Origin of the sequence: Pseudomonas sp. 15A4 (assembly GCF_016925575.1) — a bacterium.
GTDB lineage: Bacteria > Pseudomonadota > Gammaproteobacteria > Pseudomonadales > Pseudomonadaceae > Aquipseudomonas.
The window spans coordinates 5,476,134-5,493,936 of the sequence record NZ_CP068986.1; the positions used below are offsets into that span (position 1 = coordinate 5,476,134).

General features: G+C 61.4%; 10 protein-coding genes and 4 pseudogenes. 5 read left to right on the top strand and 9 right to left on the bottom strand.

Going from position 1 to position 17,803, the window contains the following annotated elements; all coding sequences use genetic code 11:
• Positions 1 to 3: 3 nt before the first annotated feature.
• On the bottom strand, positions 4 to 1,626 hold the full coding sequence (locus JN403_RS24245; RefSeq protein WP_172610906.1) for a methyl-accepting chemotaxis protein: 1,623 nt from the start codon (positions 1,624 to 1,626) through the stop codon (positions 4 to 6).
• 340 nt (positions 1,627 to 1,966) lie between these two features.
• Positions 1,967 to 2,728: a tellurite resistance TerB family protein gene (locus JN403_RS24250; protein ID WP_122535081.1), complete on the bottom strand. Its 762-nt coding sequence runs from the start codon at positions 2,726 to 2,728 to the stop codon at positions 1,967 to 1,969.
• 262 nt (positions 2,729 to 2,990) lie between these two features.
• On the opposite strand from JN403_RS24250, the gene ydcS reads away from it, so the two are divergent.
• From ydcS to JN403_RS24270, 4 genes are read left to right on the top strand one after another with little or no spacing between them, the layout of a single operon-like run.
• Positions 2,991 to 4,142 carry a putative ABC transporter substrate-binding protein YdcS gene (gene ydcS / locus JN403_RS24255; RefSeq protein WP_205484626.1) on the top strand — a complete coding sequence of 384 codons (1,152 nt, stop codon included), beginning with the start codon at positions 2,991 to 2,993 and terminating at the stop codon, positions 4,140 to 4,142.
• Between the two features lie 3 nt (positions 4,143 to 4,145).
• Complete coding sequence (locus JN403_RS24260; protein WP_205484628.1) at positions 4,146 to 5,183, top strand: ABC transporter ATP-binding protein; 1,038 nt, start codon at positions 4,146 to 4,148, stop codon at positions 5,181 to 5,183.
• Between the two features lies 1 nt (position 5,184).
• Entirely contained in the window at positions 5,185 to 6,135 is a 951-nt protein-coding gene (locus JN403_RS24265) for an ABC transporter permease (RefSeq protein WP_205484630.1), read from the top strand.
• Entirely contained in the window at positions 6,125 to 6,934 is an 810-nt protein-coding gene (locus JN403_RS24270; protein WP_205484631.1) for an ABC transporter permease, read from the top strand. The genes JN403_RS24265 and JN403_RS24270 overlap by 11 nt, the downstream gene beginning before the upstream one ends.
• A 158-nt stretch (positions 6,935 to 7,092) precedes the next feature.
• Here the strand turns inward: JN403_RS24270 and JN403_RS24275 are convergent.
• The 3 genes and pseudogenes from JN403_RS24275 to JN403_RS24285 form a co-directional block, all read right to left on the bottom strand.
• Positions 7,093 to 8,198: pseudogene (locus JN403_RS24275) on the bottom strand (NADH:flavin oxidoreductase/NADH oxidase).
• Positions 8,199 to 8,497: 299 nt separating this feature from the next.
• Positions 8,498 to 10,206, bottom strand: a pseudogene (recJ, locus tag JN403_RS24280) (single-stranded-DNA-specific exonuclease RecJ).
• A 101-nt stretch (positions 10,207 to 10,307) separates the two neighbouring features.
• Positions 10,308 to 10,850 (bottom strand): YaeQ family protein, encoded by a 543-nt coding sequence (locus tag JN403_RS24285; protein ID WP_065989944.1) that lies wholly within the window; start codon positions 10,848 to 10,850, stop codon positions 10,308 to 10,310.
• A gap of 238 nt (positions 10,851 to 11,088) precedes the next feature.
• On the opposite strand from JN403_RS24285, the gene JN403_RS24290 reads away from it, so the two are divergent.
• A complete protein-coding gene (locus JN403_RS24290) occupies positions 11,089 to 11,946 on the top strand; it encodes a TIGR02285 family protein (RefSeq protein WP_205487665.1) in 858 nt (285 codons plus the stop codon).
• Between the two features lie 193 nt (positions 11,947 to 12,139).
• Here JN403_RS24290 and JN403_RS24295 read toward each other — a convergent pair whose 3' ends face one another.
• The 4 genes and pseudogenes from JN403_RS24295 to JN403_RS24310 form a co-directional block, all read right to left on the bottom strand.
• Positions 12,140 to 12,436, bottom strand: coding sequence for a DUF3509 domain-containing protein (locus tag JN403_RS24295; protein ID WP_122535073.1), 297 nt, complete (start codon positions 12,434 to 12,436; stop codon positions 12,140 to 12,142).
• A gap of 219 nt (positions 12,437 to 12,655) precedes the next feature.
• A pseudogene (locus JN403_RS24300) lies at positions 12,656 to 14,725 on the bottom strand (transporter substrate-binding domain-containing protein); the annotation flags it as partial.
• A gap of 168 nt (positions 14,726 to 14,893) precedes the next feature.
• A pseudogene (thrC, locus tag JN403_RS24305) lies at positions 14,894 to 16,302 on the bottom strand (threonine synthase).
• A gap of 149 nt (positions 16,303 to 16,451) precedes the next feature.
• Positions 16,452 to 17,756 carry a homoserine dehydrogenase gene (locus JN403_RS24310; protein WP_205484633.1) on the bottom strand — a complete coding sequence of 435 codons (1,305 nt, stop codon included), beginning with the start codon at positions 17,754 to 17,756 and terminating at the stop codon, positions 16,452 to 16,454.
• Positions 17,757 to 17,803 lie beyond the last annotated feature (47 nt).

Here is a 17,803-nt window from a genome sequence, read left to right on the forward strand (position 1 = left end):
GGCTCAGACCTTGAAACGCGAAACGCCGCTACGCAGCCCCACCGCCACCTGACTCAGTTCATCAATGGCGAAGCTGGCCTGACGCAGGGATTCCACAGTCTGACTGCTGGCATCGCCCAGCTGCACCAGCGCCTGATTGATCTGTTCGGCGCCGGTGGCCTGGGCCTGCATGCCTTCGTTGACCATCAAAACACGCGGCGCCAGGGCCTGCACTTGATGGATGATCTGCGAAAGCTGCTCGCCGACCTGGGTCACTTCGTACATGCCGCGACGCACTTCTTCGGAAAACTTGTCCATGCCCATGACGCCCGCCGACACCGCCGACTGGATCTCGCGAACCATTTGCTCGATATCGTAAGTGGCAACGGCGGTCTGGTCGGCCAGGCGGCGGACTTCGGTGGCGACCACGGCGAAACCACGGCCGTATTCACCGGCTTTTTCCGCTTCGATCGCGGCGTTGAGCGACAGCAGGTTGGTCTGGTCGGCGACTTTGACGATGGTCACCACAACCTGATTGATGTTGCCGGCCTTCTCATTGAGGATCGCCAGCTTGGAGTTGACCAGATCGGCCGCGCCCATGACCGAGTGCATGGTTTCTTCCATGCGCGCCAGGCCTTGCTGACCGGAGCCCGCCAGGACCGAAGCCTGATCCGCCGCCGACGTTACTTCGGTCATGGTGCGCACCAGATCCCGGGACGTCGCGGCAATTTCCCGCGATGTGGCGCCGATCTCCGTGGTGGTCGCGGCGGTCTCGGTGGCGGTTGCCTGTTGCTGCTTGGAGGTGGCGGCGATCTCGGTCACCGAGGTGGTCACCTGAATCGACGAGCGCTGGGCCTGGGACACTAACGCGGCCAGTTCGGCGACCATGTCGTTAAAACCGGTCTGCACCGATCCGAACTCATCGTTGCGGTCCAGAGCCAGTCGTGTGCTCAGGTCGCCAGTGCGCATGGTGTCGAGGATCTGCACGATGCGATTCATCGGCGCCAGAATCGCGCGCATCAGCAACAGACCGCACGCGGCGGCCGCCAGCAAGGCGATGATCAGCGAGATACCGAGCGTGATCTTGGCGCTGGAAACAGCGGCCTGGATGGCGTCGGATGCCTTGTCGGCGACCACCTTGTTCTTGGCGCCGAGTGCGTTGAGCTGTTTGCGACCCTCAAACCACGCGGGCGTAAGTTGCTCGGTGAACATCCGTTGGGCCAGCGCGTAGTTATCGCCCTGGTAAGCCGCTAGCACCCCGTTGAGCACCAGCTGGTAGCGTTCGCGCAATTGCAGAAACTGGGCGAAGTCGTTGCGATCCGATTCGTCGAAGATGCTTTTCTGGTAATTGACGATCTGCGCCTGCAGGCGATCTTCGAATTCTTTGTACTGGTCTTCTTCAGCGCTGGTGAGGTCGCGACCCGCGCCTTCAACCAGCAGATGCTGGGTGGCTACGTAGCTTTCAACCCAGGCGCCGCGCACGGTACTGCTGTAAAAAACGCCGGGGAGCGCGTCCAGCCTCACCGCGTCGCCGCTGTTTTCGATGACCAACAGGCGATTGAACGCCGCAACCACCATCAACAGCATGATGGCGATGATGACAGCGAAGCTCGCCAAAATCCGTTGACGCAACGTCCAGTTCTTCACAGTCAGCCCTCAGGGGTTCAACGCCGGCATGACCGGGTTCAAGAAGCGGACCGACGAACGGTCCAAAACGAGCGGGAGTATAGCTTAGTGACTTCCCAATAAACGGGCCGTTTCCGACAAGAAAAACGCCATATCGCACAGCCAGATCGGAAGTGTCTTACACGCTATCGGCTTGATGCGGCGTTGCTTGATGGTACGAATGCGTTGAAGGCGGATGAATGAGTGGGGACTTTTGGAGCGCGGGAGAAGAATGCGGGTCAGTCTCCAATGATTATTGGGGCTGACCCGGGGACTTGCAGGTACTCGGTTTCTTGTAACCGATGCGGCAAAGACTGACCGCTTACGGCTGCGCCTGACGAACCTGATGCTCAAGCTCGGTTTTGAGCGCCGGATCGAGCTTCAGCTGCTTGGCGAGTTCGTCCAGGTAAGCACGCTCCATGAAGTGCTCTTCGTCGACCATCATCACACTGGCCAGGTACATCTCGGCGGCGATTTCCGGGGTTCGCGCTGCGCGGGCCACGTCGGCAGGGTCCAGCGGTTTGTTGAGTTCAGCGTGCAGCCATTGCTGCAGTTCATTGTCGCCGGTGATGCGGGTGAATTCGCCTTCGATGAGCTCGCGCTCACGCTCGTCGACATGCCCGTCCGACTTGGCCGCTGCCACCAGCGCCCGCAAGATGGCCTCGCTGTGCTGTTCGACCTGGGCCGGGGGCACGCGGTCCACGGTTTGCGGCTCAGCCGGTTGCGCCACACCCTGACTCGCCTGCCAGTTGCCGTAGGCCTTGTAGGCCAGCACGCCCAGGGCCGCGAGCCCGCCGTAGGTCAGCGCTTTGCCACCCATCTTGCGTGCGCCTTTGTTGCCCATCAGCAAGCCCATCGCGCCTGCCGCCAATGCACCGCCACCGGCACCGGAGAGCAGCCCGCCCAGCCCACCGCCCGAATTCCCGCCCATGCCACTGCCCAACTTGCCGCCGCTGACTTTTCCAAGCAGATCACCTAGACCGCCCTGCCCGTTGTTGCCGCTCTTGTCGTGAGCGCCGGCCTTGTTTTGCAGCAGGTCCTGGCCGGATTTCAAGAGTTGATCGAGTAAACCGCGAGTGTTCATGACTTCACCTTTAAAGGAGGGACAGACGATTCGACCCGCAGGTTAAGACGAAGGCACCTGCGCCCGTTGGGCCGGTTTGCTTCTGAATGTTGCGGCGGCCGGGTGTCCTGCGTCGGGGTGACGAAGGGTTTTCACTGAAGCGCCTCAGCCTGCTGGAATGGGCTCGGTATTTGCTGCATCAAAGTTTGTCGAGGATCGAACTGGGCACTACGCTCTGCACCACCGATCTCTGCCCAAACAACCACCAAGAGGCAACCCCACCATGTCCGTGCACAAGACCGCGATTCTGAGCGCCGTGATCAGCGCCCTATTCACCAATGGCGCGGTGCAGGCCGCTGAAGCACTCACGGCGGTGGGCGATGGCGAGGGACAACTGGATATCGTGGCGTGGCCGGGGTATATCGAGCGTGGCGAAAGCGACAAGGCCTACGACTGGGTGACCGGCTTCGAACAGGAGACTGGCTGCAAGGTCAACGTCAAGACCGCCGCGACCTCCGACGAGATGGTCAGCCTGATGACCAAGGGCGGCTATGACCTGGTTACCGCCTCGGGCGACGCGTCCTTGCGCCTGATCGCCGGCAAGCGGGTGCAGCCCATCGACCCCACACTGATCCCGAACTGGAAAACCCTCGACCCGCGCCTGAAAGACGGGCCGTGGTACACAGTCGAGAACAAAACGTACGGCACGCCCTACCAGTGGGGCCCGAACGTGCTGATGTACAACACCAACGTATTCAAGACGCCGCCGGTGAGCTGGAGCGTGGTGTTCGAGCCACAGGATTTGCCCGACGGCAAACCGAACAAGGGTCGGGTCCAGGCCTACGACGGGCCGATCTACATCGCCGACGCGGCGCTGTATCTGAAGACCGCCAAGCCGGAGCTGAACATTGTCGACCCTTACCAGCTCACCGAGACCCAGTACAAAGCCGTGCTCGACCTGCTTCGCGCCCAGCAGCCGCTGGTTCATCGCTACTGGCACGACGCGACGGTGCAGATGAGCGACGTGAAAAACGAAGGCGTGGCGGCGTCCAGTTCGTGGGGTTACATGGTCAACGGGCTGGTCGCCGACAAGCAGCCCGTCGCCTCGACCATCCCCCAGGAAGGCGCCACCGGCTGGGCCGACACGACGATGTTGCACGCCGAGGCCAAACACCCCAACTGCGCCTACAAATGGATGAACTGGTCGCTGCAACCGAAAGTTCAGGGCGACGTGGCGGCCTGGTTCGGCTCCCTGCCAGTGGTGCCTGAAGCGTGCAAGGGCAACGAACTGCTGGGCGCCGAGGGCTGCGAAACCAACGGGTTTGACCTGTTCGAAAAAATCGCCTTCTGGAAAACACCCCAGGCCGAGGGCGGCAAATACGTGCCGTACAGCCGCTGGACTCAGGATTACATTGCGATCATGGGTGGACGTTAAGCCATGACCCACGCTGTCCAGTTCACCCAGGTCTCGCGGTTGTTCGGCGAGGTGAAAGCCGTGGACCGGGTGTCCATCGATATCGAGGACGGCGAGTTCTTTTCCATGCTCGGCCCCTCGGGCTCCGGCAAGACCACATGCCTGCGCCTGATCGCCGGCTTCGAGCAACCCAGCGCCGGCTCGATCCGCATTCATGGCCAGGAAGCGGCCGGCTTGCCGCCCTATCAGCGTGACGTCAACACCGTGTTTCAGGACTACGCCTTGTTCCCGCACATGAACGTACGGGACAACGTCGCCTACGGCCTGAAAGTCAAAGGCGTCGGCAAGGCCGAACGAATCAAGCGGGCCGACGAGGCCCTGAACATGGTCGCGCTCGATGGCTATGGTGCGCGCAAACCGGTGCAACTGTCCGGCGGACAGCGCCAGCGTGTGGCCCTGGCGCGCGCGCTGGTCAATCGCCCGCGGGTGCTGCTGCTCGACGAACCCCTCGGTGCCCTCGACCTGAAGCTGCGCGAACAGATGCAGAGTGAGCTGAAGAAACTGCAGCGCCAGTTGGGCATCACCTTCATCTTCGTCACCCACGACCAGACCGAAGCGCTGTCGATGTCGGACCGGGTCGCGGTGTTCAACAAGGGCCGCATCGAACAAGTCGATACGCCGCGCAATCTGTACATGAAACCAGCGACGACCTTTGTGGCGGAATTCGTGGGCACCTCCAACGTTGTGCGCGGCGAACTGGCCCAGGCGTTGAGCGGCAGCCCGGGCGCGTTTTCCATTCGGCCGGAGCATATTCGGTTCGCCGAGGGCGTTGGGGCGAGCCACGAGGTTCAGGTCAGCGGCGTGCTGCACGACGTTCAATATCAGGGCAGTGCCACCCGCTATGAGGTCAAACTGGACAACGGCCAGACGCTCACAGTCAGCCAGGCCAATGATCAGTGGCTGGACACGGGCGCGCGCTACCCGTCGGGGCAACGCGTTACCGTTCGCTGGGCGCGGGAAGCGATGATTGCGCTGCATGACGCGCCGGACGAGGCGCATTGAGATGGGTCAGACGTTCACTGGCTCCGCGCCGACGCAACAGCAATCGCCACTCCGGCGTTTTTCCGGCCTGCTGTATCGACGCCCGAATCTGTACCTGTCGCTGCTGCTGATCCCGCCGCTGCTCTGGTTTGGCGCGATTTACCTCGGCTCGCTGCTGGGCCTGTTGTGGCAAGGCCTCTACACCTTCGACGACTTCAGCATGACCGTGACGCCCGACTTGACCCTGGCGAACGTCGCCGCGTTGTTCAACCCGGCCAACTTCGACGTCATCCGGCGCACCCTGACCATGGCGGTCGCGGTGTCCATCGCCAGCGCGGTCGTCGCCTTCCCCATCGCGTACTACATGGCGCGCTACACCACCGGCAAAACCAAGGCGTTTTTCTACATCGCGGTGATGATGCCGATGTGGGCCAGTTACATCGTCAAGGCCTACGCGTGGACGCTGCTGCTGGCCAAGGGCGGCGTCGCGCAATGGTTCGTTCAGCATCTGGGATTGGCGCCGGTGTTGCAGTGGCTGTTGAGCGTTCCCGGCATTGGCGGCAGTACGTTGTCGACCTCGCACCTTGGGCGCTTCCTGGTGTTCGTCTACATCTGGCTGCCGTTCATGATTCTGCCGATTCAGGCATCCCTCGAACGCTTGCCGCCGTCACTGCTGCACGCCTCCGCCGACCTCGGCGCCACGCCCCGGCAGACGTTCACGCGCGTGATTCTGCCGTTGTCGGTGCCGGGCATTGCGGCGGGCTCGATCTTCACGTTTTCGCTGACGCTGGGGGATTTCATCGTGCCGCAACTGATCGGCCCGCCGGGCTACTTCATTGGCAGCATGGTGTACGCCCAGCAAGGCGCCATCGGCAACATGCCCATGGCGGCGGCGTTCACGCTGGTGCCCATTGTGCTGATCGCGGTCTATCTCGCTATCGTCAAACGACTGGGGGCTTTCGATGCACTCTGAAAAAGCGTCGTGGGGCCTGAAAATCGCCGCCTGGGGCGGACTGGTGTTTCTGCACTTTCCGATCCTGATCATCTTCCTCTACGCCTTCAACACCGAAGACGCCGCCTTCAGCTTCCCGCCGAAAGGCTTCACCCTGAAGTGGATCAGCGTGGCCTTCGCGCGGCCGGACGTGCTGGAGTCGATCAAGTTGTCGCTGCAAATCGCCTGTGGCGCCACGCTGATCGCACTGGTGCTCGGCACGCTGGCGTCCGCGGCGTTGTACAGGCGGGACTTCTTCGGCAAGGACGGCATTTCGCTGATGCTGATTCTGCCCATCGCCCTGCCCGGCATCATCACCGGGCTGGCCTTGTTGTCGGCATTCAAGACCCTGGGGATCGAGCCGGGGATGTTCACCATCATTGTCGGCCACGCGACCTTCTGTGTGGTGATCGTCTACAACAACGTCATCGCCCGCCTGCGCCGCACGTCCCACAGCCTGATCGAAGCGTCGATGGATCTCGGCGCCGACGGCTGGCAGACCTTCCGCTACATCATCATGCCCAACCTGGGCTCGGCGCTGCTGGCCGGCGGCATGCTGGCGTTCGCCCTGTCGTTCGACGAGATCATCGTCACCACCTTCACCGCCGGGCATGAGCGCACCCTGCCCCTCTGGCTGCTCAACCAACTCAGCCGCCCACGGGACGTGCCGGTGACCAATATGGTGGCGATGCTCGTGATGATGGTGACCATGCTGCCCATCCTCGGCGCGTACTACCTGACTCGGGGCGGGGAAAGCGTGGCGGGCAGCGGGGGCAAGTGAAGGGCTATCTTCATTCCGAAGGCCGACGCAGAACAAATGTGGGAGTGACCGGGGTGGCGCTCCACCCCGGTCACTCCCACATGGATCTTCTCCAATAGAACCAGCATCACAGAGCCAGAGATGCTGGAGCAGTCCAGATCAGCTATTCAGCGGTGTGATCAATCCCGCAAATCCGACTCATGAATCGGCTGGTCGCGGTGGGTTGCACGCTGGTATTGCGCAGGCCATGTGGCCTGGCGTCCACCGAGGGCTTCGTCGGCCTGCAGCGGCCAGTAGGGATCGCGCAGCAGCTCACGTGCGAGGAAAATCAGGTCAGCCTGACCCGTCCGCAGAATGGTGTCGGCCTGGGTGGGTTCGGTGATCATGCCCACGGTGCCGGTGGCAATGCCGGATTCACTGCGCACGCGAGCGGCGAACTCGGTTTGATAACCCGGGCCCACCGGAATCTCGGCTTTGGCTGCAGTACCGCCGGAAGACACGTCAACCAGATCGACGTCCAACGCTTTCAGGCGCTTGGCCAGTTCGACAGTTTCATCTGCGTTCCAACCCCCTCCACCCAATCGGTGGCCGAGACACGCACGAACACCGGCAGCTCCGCGGGCCAGACTTCACGCACGGCTTTGGTGATTTCAAGGGTCAGACGAATGCGATTTTCGAACGAGCCACCGTATTGATCCTGACGCTGGTTGCTCAGCGGCGACAGGAATTGATGCAGCAGATAACCGTGGGCAGCGTGGATTTCGACCACTTTGAAACCTGCGGTCAAGGCACGTTTGGCACCGTCAGCAAAGGCTTTGATGACCTCCTGAATCTGGGCTTCATCCAGCGCAGTGGGCGTGGTGTAACTCGGATCGAAAGCGATGTCCGACGGACCCCAGGTCGCCCAGCCGCCCTGATCGGCAGGGATGGCGCCGCTCTGGCTCACCCACGGACGCCATGTGCTGGCCTTGCGTCCGGCATGGGACAGCTGAATGCCGGCCACCGCGCCTTGCGCCTCGATGAAGCGAGTAATGCGTTGCAGCGGTGCGATCTGCTCGTCGTTCCAGATGCCGAGGTCTTCCGGGGTGATACGACCGTCCTGTGTAACTGCCGCCGCTTCGGTAAAGATCAGCCCGGCGCCGCCTACCGCACGGCTGCCCAGATGGACCAGATGCCAGTCATTGGCCAGGCCGTCAGCGCAGGAGTACTGACACATCGGCGAAACCACAATGCGATTGCGCAGCGTCAGTTGGCGAAGGGTATAGGGTTCAAGCAGCAGGCTCATAGGGACCTCTCAGATCGTGTGGCAGGTTCCATAGGTTGCGAACCTTGAGCCTAGTCGACAACCCGAGAGAAGTGAGGGTTCAGTCGTTTACCGGCTGAAGCCGGTCCTGCTGACACACCGCGTGCACCTGTAGGACTGGCTTTGGCCGGAAAAGGCGTCGGGGGTCGCACTGCGAAATTGAGGGTGCTCAAACAGGCCTCTTCCCGGCTAAAGCCGGTCCCACTGAAACAACACGTACACCCGTAGGACCGGCTTTAGCCGGGAAAGCGTCAGTAGGCACACCGCACGTTGATCGGGGCTCAGCGTGGCGAGAGGTGAACCACCATCAGTTGCACGGTTTCGTTGCCACGGAATTCGTTCAGGTCCAGCTTGTACGCCAGCTCGACCCAGCGCACCGTCGGGTTGGGCCATACCTCGCGATCGATGCTGAAGGCAATGCCTTCAAGCTTCACGCTGCCGCACTCGGTCTTGAGTACCATCTTCAGATGGCGCTCGCCGACCACTCGCTGCTCAACCAACTGGAACACGCCATGGAACAACGGCTCGGGAAAGTGCTGCCCCCACGGGCCGGCGTTGCGCAGGGCACGGGCCAGTTCCAGATGGAATTCTTCCACCGCCAGGGTGCCGTCGGACAACAGCCGGCCGGTCAGGTCCTCTTCCTTGAGCTGGCGGCGAACCTCGGTGTCGAAGGCCTCGGCAAATGCCGGGAAGTTGCCCTCCGGCAGCGACAGCCCGGCCGCCATCGCGTGGCCGCCGAACTTGCTGATCAGCTCGGGATGCCTCGCCGCCACGGCATCGAGTGCGTCGCGGATGTGAAAGCCCGGTACCGAACGCGCCGAGCCTTTCAGCACCCCTCGCCGGCGCTGGCGAATGCAATGGTCGGGCGGTGATAACGCTCTTTCATGCGCGAGGCCAGAATGCCGATCACGCCCTGGTGCCACTCGGGTTCGAACAAACATAGCCCGAACGGCATCGACTCCAGCGGCAGGTCCTTGAGCTGGGCCAGCGCTTCTCGCTGCATGCCCTGCTCGATGGATTTACGGTCCTGGTTGAGTTCGTCCAGACGCACGGCCATTTCCCGCGCCTCGGTCTCGTCATCACACAGCAGGCATTCGATGCCCAGGCTCATGTCATCCAGACGCCCGGCGGCGTTCAGGCGCGGGCCGATGATGAAGCCCAGGTCGGTGGAAGTGATCCGCGAGGCCTCGCGACGGGCCACTTCGAGAATGGCGCGCAACCCCGGACGCGCACGCCCGGCGCGGATGCGCATCAATCCCTGGTGCACCAGAATCCGATTGTTGGCATCCAGCGGCACCACGTCAGCGACGCTACCCAGCGCCACCAGATCCAGCAACTCGCCCAGATTGGGTTGAGCACGGCCCTCGAACCAGCCGATGTCCCGCAGTCGCGCGCGCAAGGCCATCAACACATAAAAGATCACGCCGACGCCGGCCAGCGACTTGCTCGGGAACGTGCAGCCGGGCTGGTTCGGGTTGACGATGGCGTCGGCCGCCGGCAATTCGTGACCAGGCAAATGATGGTCGGTGACCAATACCTGCAAGCCTGCTGCTTTCGCTGCCGCCACACCTTCGACGCTGGAAATGCCGTTGTCCACGGTCATCAACAGCTCGGGCTGGCGCTCAAGCGCGACCTGAACGATTTCCGGTGTCAGGCCGTAACCGAATTCGAAACGGTTCGGCACCAGGTAGTCCACATGCGCCGCACCCAGCAGGCGCAGGCCCAACACGCCGACCGTGCTGGCCGTCGCGCCGTCGGCATCGAAGTCTCCGACGATGAGGATGCGCTGACGCTGCTGAAAGGCCGTCACCAGCAGATCGACGGCGGCGTCGATGCCTTTGAGCTGTTGATACGGAATCAACCGGGCCAGGCCCTTGTCGAGCTCTGCCTCCGAGGCCACACCGCGTGCTGCGTACAACCGGGTGAGCAAGGGCGGCAGATCGCCAAGAAAAGGCAGGTTGTCAGGTAACTCGCGTGGTTCGATGCGCATTCAGGTTCCGCTGGGATTCTCGTTGGGACTGTCAGGAGGTAGCGATGCCGTCGCGATGCCTTGGCAACAGCATTGCGAGGCCGTCGCGGTGCAGGCGTGAATCAGCCCCGCTCGCCTGCCAGCCACTGCAATTGCACTTCGTGCTGGCCGCGATCATCGGTGACGAAGATGGTGCCTTCGCTGATCATCACGTCCCACTTGATCACCCGAGGCATGTCTTTGGACAGGACTTCGAGCGCTTCCTGGGGTACCGACGCGATGTTGACGTTCTTCAATGTCTTGATCGCCGGTATGACCTTGCCTTCCCACACCCGCAGACTGCCGTAGGCCAGCAGGCTGGTGCGTTCGGTGCGGCGCGAGCACCAGGTCAGGCGGTCGGCATCAGGCTGGCCCACTTCGATCCAGTGCAGAACGCGATCGTCCAGACTCTTTTCCCACAAGGCAGGTTCGTCGACGTCGGACAGACCCCGGCCGAACGACAGGTGCTCGTTGTACCAGAAGGCGTAGGCCAGCAGGCGCACGGTCATGCGCTCTTCGGTTTCCGAAGGATGACGGGCGATGGTCTGCTTGACGGTTTCATAGACACCGCGATCAAGGTCGGTGAGATTGAGTTCGAACTTGTAGGTCGTGGACGGCTGGGCCATGAACGGGCTTCTAGAGAGACGGGAAAGGCGGCAAGTCTACCCGATGCAGCCCCGTTGAACGACCGAACTCGATGAGCGATGCGGGTCGCCCTTCGAATGGGGGATGGGGCACAGCATTCGCGAGGGGTTACTCAAGCCCGTACGACATGTGTTAAATAAATGAAGCACATCACCGATTCCTTGCTGCGAGACGCTGTCGATGAGGGTCAACGCTTCCATGCATGACACCGGTTCCCGAATGCGCGCCTTGCTGGTCGTTGCGCTGTTCGCCTGCCTGCCCGCTACCGCGTCGGCGCGTGAAACGCTGATCTGGCTGCTCCGCGATTTCCCGCCTCTCACCATATTTTCCGGGCCACTGGCGGGCCAGGGGGCCATCGACAAGCTGATGCCCGAGCTGACGGCACGGATGCCGGAATACGATCATCAGATCATGCACGTCAACCGCGCGCGCGGAACGCAGATGCTCAATGACCCCGATGTGTTCGCCTGCGACCCCACCCTGCTATGGACGCCGGAGCGAGATAAAACCATTCTGTTTTCCATCCCTGCCTACGCCACGCCCAGTAATGGCGTGACCATCGAGCGGCGGCGTCACGCATTCTTCGCGGCGTTCATGGATGCCGACGGGCGTCTGGACCTTGGCGCCTTGCTGGCCAGCGACAGCGTCGATGTCGGCATCGTCGGTGGACGCAGTTACGGCCCGGTCATCGACAAAGTGCTGCGCGAGACCACTCACCCCAATCGACTGATCCTGCACTACGGCAACGCGGCGGTCGGCAGCATGCTGGAGATGGAACGACTGGATCGCTTTCAGGCGATCATCAGTTACTGGCCGGAGGCGCGCTTTCACGCCCAGCAACAAGGCATCCCCCTGGACGACCTGGAGTTTCTGCCGGTCAAGGGCGTGCCCAAATACCAGTTCGCTCACATTGCCTGTTCAAAAACAGACAAGGGACGCGCGGCGATGGACATCATCAACCGGGAAATGCGCGTGCTGCGAGTGACGCGACTGATCGGGTTTTATGCGGAGTGGATGGTCAAGAAGGAGGAGTATCTTCGCGACGCCCAGACGTTTTTCGAGGAGCCGCCGAATTGACGTGGGGTAAACCGCTGTCTGGCGCGAAAAGCCGGATTTCAGACAAAAGAAACCCCGAGCAGCGGGGAGACTGCTCGGGGTCAACCGCGGTCCCTCTTGGACCCGCACGGCAGGCAGCATGAACACCGGAGCACAATGCCTGCGCCTACCGTAACTGATAGGAGCCTACTGAATTGAGAAGGTTCCCCGCAGCTCAGACAAAAGGTCGAGCTGCAGCATAAGCGGCGGACTGCGAAACATTGCGCAAGGCGGCGATAACGCAAGGCTCGATGCGCCCTTCTGCCACCATCAAGTCACGGTGAAGACCATCTACCACGTCCGTCAGCTGACGCTTGTCGCCCAATTGCGATGCAGAGAAAACACGTTCGATTACCATCGCACCCGCTGGATTTTTCAGCGTCACCAGGCGCTCGCCCAGGATACCGGCAGGGCCAATATTCACCTGATAGGGGGACAGCGCTTCGCTCAGTAGCAAGCTGATATTTTCCATCCGGATCACCACTCAACAGTTTGAATGCAAAGGTGCTAACCAATGACCATTGGCAGCAGCGAAAAGTTCGAGAGCCGGAATGCGCGAACTCAAGCGCACCTGATTGCGGCAGTCTGATCCCCGAGCATGCCTGCCGATTGTGACAGGCAGAATTCACTCCTCCGGAGCCTTTGCCTGCCCTATGCCGTCGAGCAGCGCGCGCAACTGCCCTGCCGCTTCCTCCGCCGCCGTGCGCGCGTCGCGCAACTCAGACTCAAGGCGCTTGCGCTCGCTGATGTCAATCCAGCCGCCGAGCAAGCCATGCAACTGACCGTCGCCACGGTGGTAGGGCACCGCCCATTGCCAGGCATGGATCTGTCGCCCGGCAAGCGTAAGGGTGCGCTCGGTAAATGCGGGCTGCTGCGTGTCCAGCAGCTTCATGTAATCAGCGTGCATTTGCTCGGCCAGGTCGCCAGGAACGAGATCGACGTCGATCAGGCGCCGTCCCTGCAGTTGCTCGTAACCGATGCCGAAGCTTTCCTCATAACTGCGATTGCAGGCAATCAGCCGCCCCTGAAGATCACGTACGTAAATCGGGTTCGGGATGCCGTTGAGCAGCGTGCGTTTGAAGGCCAACTGATCACCCAGCTGTTCTTCCGCGCGCTGACGTTGGTGAATCTGAAACTTCAAACGGCTGCTCCAGGCCAGGGACACAATGCCCAGCAGCAGCGAAACGCTCATGACCCAGTAAATCCACGCCGGTATACGATTCCAGACCGAGGGTGGAACGGCGCCCGCGCTAAGCCATTTGAGGCGGATCGCACGCATTTCAGCCACAGGAAATTCTTCCAGCGCCTTGTTCAGAATGCTGAGCAATTCGGGATGGGTCTTGACCACGGAAAATCTGTCCGGCGACCACAGGCCTTCGACGCTGCGCCCCACTTTCAGTTCGCCAGGAGAGATCCATGCACCCGCCTCGTTCTGGAGCGTTGCGTCCGCCTCGCCCTCCTCGACCAACTGTCGCGCCTCAGCATAAGTGGGCACAAGCCGCAAGCGGATGTCGGGATAGCGCTTCTGGATGAACTCCAGCAACGCATGCCGCGCAGGAAGTGCCAGCACCTTGCCGGCCATGTCCGACAATTGCAGGGACGCGTCGCTGTCGGCGCGCAACAGAAATACCCAGCTGTTGCCGCCGAAGGCATAGGTGAAATCCAGCAGTTTCTTGCGCGCCGGGTTTTCGGCCAGCGTGGTGTTCATGTGTGCACCGCCGTCTGCCAATGTCTCCAGTAGCGCATGGGTGGAAGCCGCGTCCTCGTACACGAACTGCAATCCGGTCAGACGCGAAATGCGCGACAGCAGATCGACGTTCAACCCCACCCATCGCCCTCGAGCGTCTTTGTAGACGTACGGAGGGTGCTGGGTTGACGCCACGATGACCCGCGGATGCTTGCGAATCCATAGCTGTTCGCCGGCGCTGAAACTGACTTGCCGATGACCCGGATCTGCGCCGAGGCCAACGGTCCATCGTCCGTGGATTTCACGGCTCAATGAGTCATTTATGTTCGCCAAGGCACGGCCAAAAAGCTGCAGCAGCTTTGACTCCTGTTCACGAAATGCGAAGGAAAATCCCACGGGCGGCAACAGACTGTCGAACTTGATCTGTAACCCAAGGTAGGGCCGCAACACGCTGTAGGACTGGACCATCAGCTCGTTCGCGATCAGTGCGTCGGCATCCTCGTGCGCCAGTGCCTCCATGGCGCTGTAGAGCGTGGGGGCAAGCACGATCTCGCTTTTGGGGTAGGTTCGCTGCACCACTGCAGCATCGGCATAGCCATCCAGCAATAGCACGCGCTTGTTCTCGAGCGAAGGCTTGAGGCCAATGTCGTTGCCGCGGCCGACCACCACCGCACGGTCCGGCACGTATTCAGGCGTGAACGCCAGCCCGGCTGTGTTTCGCTCGAACCCGCTGGCGCTGGTCAGCACGTCGATTTCTCCGGCCAGCAACGCGTCCACCGCGTGTGCACGCTTGGCAAACCCTTGCACATGGGTCGGAATCCCCAACCGGGCAGTGACCACGCTGAGGTAATCCGCACTGATGCCCTGATACCGATTACGATCCGCGGTGATGTCGACGGGCTCGTGATCGGCGACGGAAATACCGACCCGCAGCACTTTTCGTGCGTCCAGCCATTGGCGGTCCGCGTCATCAAGCGCCAGGGGCTGTTGCGCAAGGAATGGCGCGCCCAACGTGAAAGGCAGGTTTTCAGAAGTATGGCCGACGCGGCTGTAGAGACACACAAGCAGGAGCACCGCCCACAGCGCCGGTCCGAAATCAAGGTGACGGCCGTTGAATACCGTTGAGTAAAAATGTTTAACAACCACAGGCTTATCCGAGAATTAAAATTCTTCGGAAGTGTGGCACGCAGAAAAAACAAGGCCCGCTGCGAGGCGGGCCTTAGTTGTTACACGACGATACCGTCAGAGAGGTTTGCCACGATTACCGTGCTGGCTGACAAAGGCCTGTACGGCCTTGAGGTCATTTGGCAGGACAGTGCAGCGCTCGTCTCGCTCAAACAAATCAGACAAATGTGCAGGCAGCTCGAGTGCTTTTCCTACACCGGCTTTCAGCACGGCGTCCGGAAACTTGACCGGATGCGCTGTGCCCAGAATCACCATCGGCGTGTCCAGGCTGCGGCGGCAGTCCCGCGCGGCCTTTACGCCGATCGCGGTGTGCGGATCCAGCAACTCGCCAGTGCTGGCGAACACTTCAGCGATGGTTTTGCAGGTGTCTTCGTCACTGACCGCCAGGGAATCAAACAGCTTGCGGGTTTCGGTCCAGCGTTCCTCTTCAACGCTGAAACCGCCGCCCTGCCTGAAGTTGGCCATGAGCTCGGCAATCGCGCCGCCGTTGCGACCGTGCATGTCGAACAGCAGACGCTCGAAGTTGGACGACACCATGATGTCCATCGACGGCGACAGCGTGGCGTGCAGGGTTTCCTTGACGTACTGATTGCCGCTCATAAAGCGGTGCAGGATGTCGTTGCGGTTAGTGGCAACCACTAGTTGGCTGATCGGCAAGCCCATGTTGCGGGCCAGGTAACCGGCGAAAATGTCGCCGAAGTTGCCGGTCGGCACGGAGAACGCCACCGAACGCGCCGGACCACCCAGCTGCAAGGCCGCGTGGAAGTAGTAGACGATCTGGGCCATGATCCGCGCCCAGTTGATCGAGTTCACCGCCACCAGACGCGTGCCTTTCAGAAAGCTCTGGTCAGCGAAGCTGTTCTTGACCATTTCCTGGCAGTCGTCGAAGTTGCCTTCGATCGCGATGTTATGGATGTTCTCACCGAAGATAGTGGTCATCTGGCGGCGCTGCACATCGGACACGCGATTGTTCGGGTGCAGGATGAAGATGTCGACGTTATCGCAACGACGGCAGCCTTCGATGGCGGCCGAGCCAGTGTCACCCGAGGTGGCGCCGATGATGACCACGCGCTCGCCACGCTTCTCCAGCACGTAATCCAGCAGACGACCCAGCAGTTGCAGGGCGAAATCCTTGAACGCCAGGGTCGGGCCGTGAAACAGCTCCAATACCCACTCGTTGCCGTTCAGCTGGCGCAGCGGCGCCACCGCAGCGTGGGAGAAAACGCAGTAGGTTTCTTCGAGAATTTTTTGAAATCCGCGTCGGGGATGCTGCCCGTCACGAACGGACGCATCACGCGAAAAGCCAGCTCGTGATAAGGCAGCCCGGCCCAGGACGCGATCTCTTCCTGAGTAAAGCGCGGCAGGTTTTCCGGCACATACAGACCGCCATCGCTTGCCAGACCGGTCAGCAGCACGTCTTCGAAATTCAGGGCCGGTGCCTGGCCGCGGGTACTGATATAGCGCATTTTTCAAACCTTCGGTTTGGGCGGCAAGCTTCAAGTGGCGGGCTGCAGGTCAAGACGATTTGCCTTCCCCTGCCGCCCGGAGCACGAAGCTCACCGCGATATGATTTTGCTCTCACTTGCAGCTTGCCGCTTTGGACTTATCGCTGCTTTCAGTTCAGATGCTCGACGCGGATGCGCACAACCGGGCCGGCAACGTCTTCGAGCGCTTCCAGCGCTTCGATCGCATCGTTCATGCGTTTCTCGACCACGCGGTGGGTCAGCAGAATCATCGGCACCAGGCCGTCATGTTCTTCGACTTCTTTCTGCATGATCGATTCGATGTTGATGCCGCGCTCGGACAGGATACTCGCCACCTGCGCCAGCACGCCGGGATGATCCTTGGCCTGAATGCGCAGGTAGTAGGCGCTTTCGCACGCGTCGATCGGCAGGATCGGGTGGGCCGACAGCGAATCGGGCTGAAAGGCCAGATGCGGGACGCGATTTTCAGGGTCGGTGGTCAGGGCACGGACCACGTCGACCAGATCGGCCACGACTGACGAAGCGGTGGGCTCCATGCCGGCACCTGCGCCGTAGAACAATGTCGAGCCGGCCGCGTCGCCGTTGACCATCACGGCGTTCATCACACCGTTGACGTTGGCGATCAGGCGATCCGCCGGGATCAGGGTCGGGTGCACCCGCAGCTCGATACCGGTCGGCGTGCTGCGGGCGACGCCCAGGTGTTTGATCCGGTAGCCCAGCGCTTCGGCGTAATTGACGTCGGCGGTGGTCAGCTTGGTGATGCCTTCGGTGTAAGCCTTGTCGAACTGCAGCGGGATGCCAAAGGCGATGGACGCCAGAATCGTCAGCTTATGCGCCGCGTCGATGCCTTCGACGTCGAAGGTCGGATCGGCTTCTGCATAGCCCAGCGCCTGCGCTTCAGCGAGGACGTCCGGGAAGGTGCGGCCTTTTTCGCGCATCTCGGTGAGGATGAAGTTGCCGGTGCCGTTGATGATGCCGGCGACCCAGTTGATGCGGTTGGCAGACAGGCCTTCACGAATGGCCTTGATCACCGGAATACCGCCTGCCACCGCCGCTTCGAAAGCCACGATGACGCCCTTCTCCCGGGCCTTGGCGAAAATCTCGTTGCCGTGCACGGCGATCAGCGCCTTGTTGGCGGTGACCACGTGCTTGCCGTTTTCGATGGCCTTGAGCACCAGCTCGCGGGCGATGGTATAGCCACCGATCAGCTCGATGACGATGTCGATTTCAGGGTTGCTCGCCACGTCGAATACGTCGGTCGTGGTCGGGGTACCGGTAATCTGGCAATTGGGGTTTGGTGTACGCATGGCAATTTGCGCCACTTCGATTCCACGCCCGGCACGGCGGGCAATTTCCTCGGCGTTACGCTTTAGCACATTGAAGGTACCGCCACCGACAGTACCCAGCCCACAGATGCCTACTTTGACCGGTTTCACTATGAACTCCCCATAAAACGGCCGACGCAAGGCCGGCCGTGGAATCA

Excerpts from the sequence above, each read along its gene's own strand:
- JN403_RS24250 (WP_122535081.1), bottom strand. The coding sequence starts at position 2,728 with ATGAACACTCGCGGTTTACTCGATCAACTCTTGAAATCCGGCCAGGAC.
- ydcS (WP_205484626.1), top strand. The coding sequence starts at position 2,991 with ATGTCCGTGCACAAGACCGCGATTCTGAGCGCCGTGATCAGCGCCCTA.
- JN403_RS24260 (WP_205484628.1), top strand. The coding sequence starts at position 4,146 with ATGACCCACGCTGTCCAGTTCACCCAGGTCTCGCGGTTGTTCGGCGAG.
- JN403_RS24265 (WP_205484630.1), top strand. The coding sequence starts at position 5,185 with ATGGGTCAGACGTTCACTGGCTCCGCGCCGACGCAACAGCAATCGCCA.
- JN403_RS24270 (WP_205484631.1), top strand. The coding sequence starts at position 6,125 with ATGCACTCTGAAAAAGCGTCGTGGGGCCTGAAAATCGCCGCCTGGGGC.
- JN403_RS24285 (WP_065989944.1), bottom strand. The coding sequence starts at position 10,850 with ATGGCCCAGCCGTCCACGACCTACAAGTTCGAACTCAATCTCACCGAC.
- JN403_RS24290 (WP_205487665.1), top strand. The coding sequence starts at position 11,089 with ATGCGCGCCTTGCTGGTCGTTGCGCTGTTCGCCTGCCTGCCCGCTACC.
- JN403_RS24295 (WP_122535073.1), bottom strand. The coding sequence starts at position 12,436 with ATGGAAAATATCAGCTTGCTACTGAGCGAAGCGCTGTCCCCCTATCAG.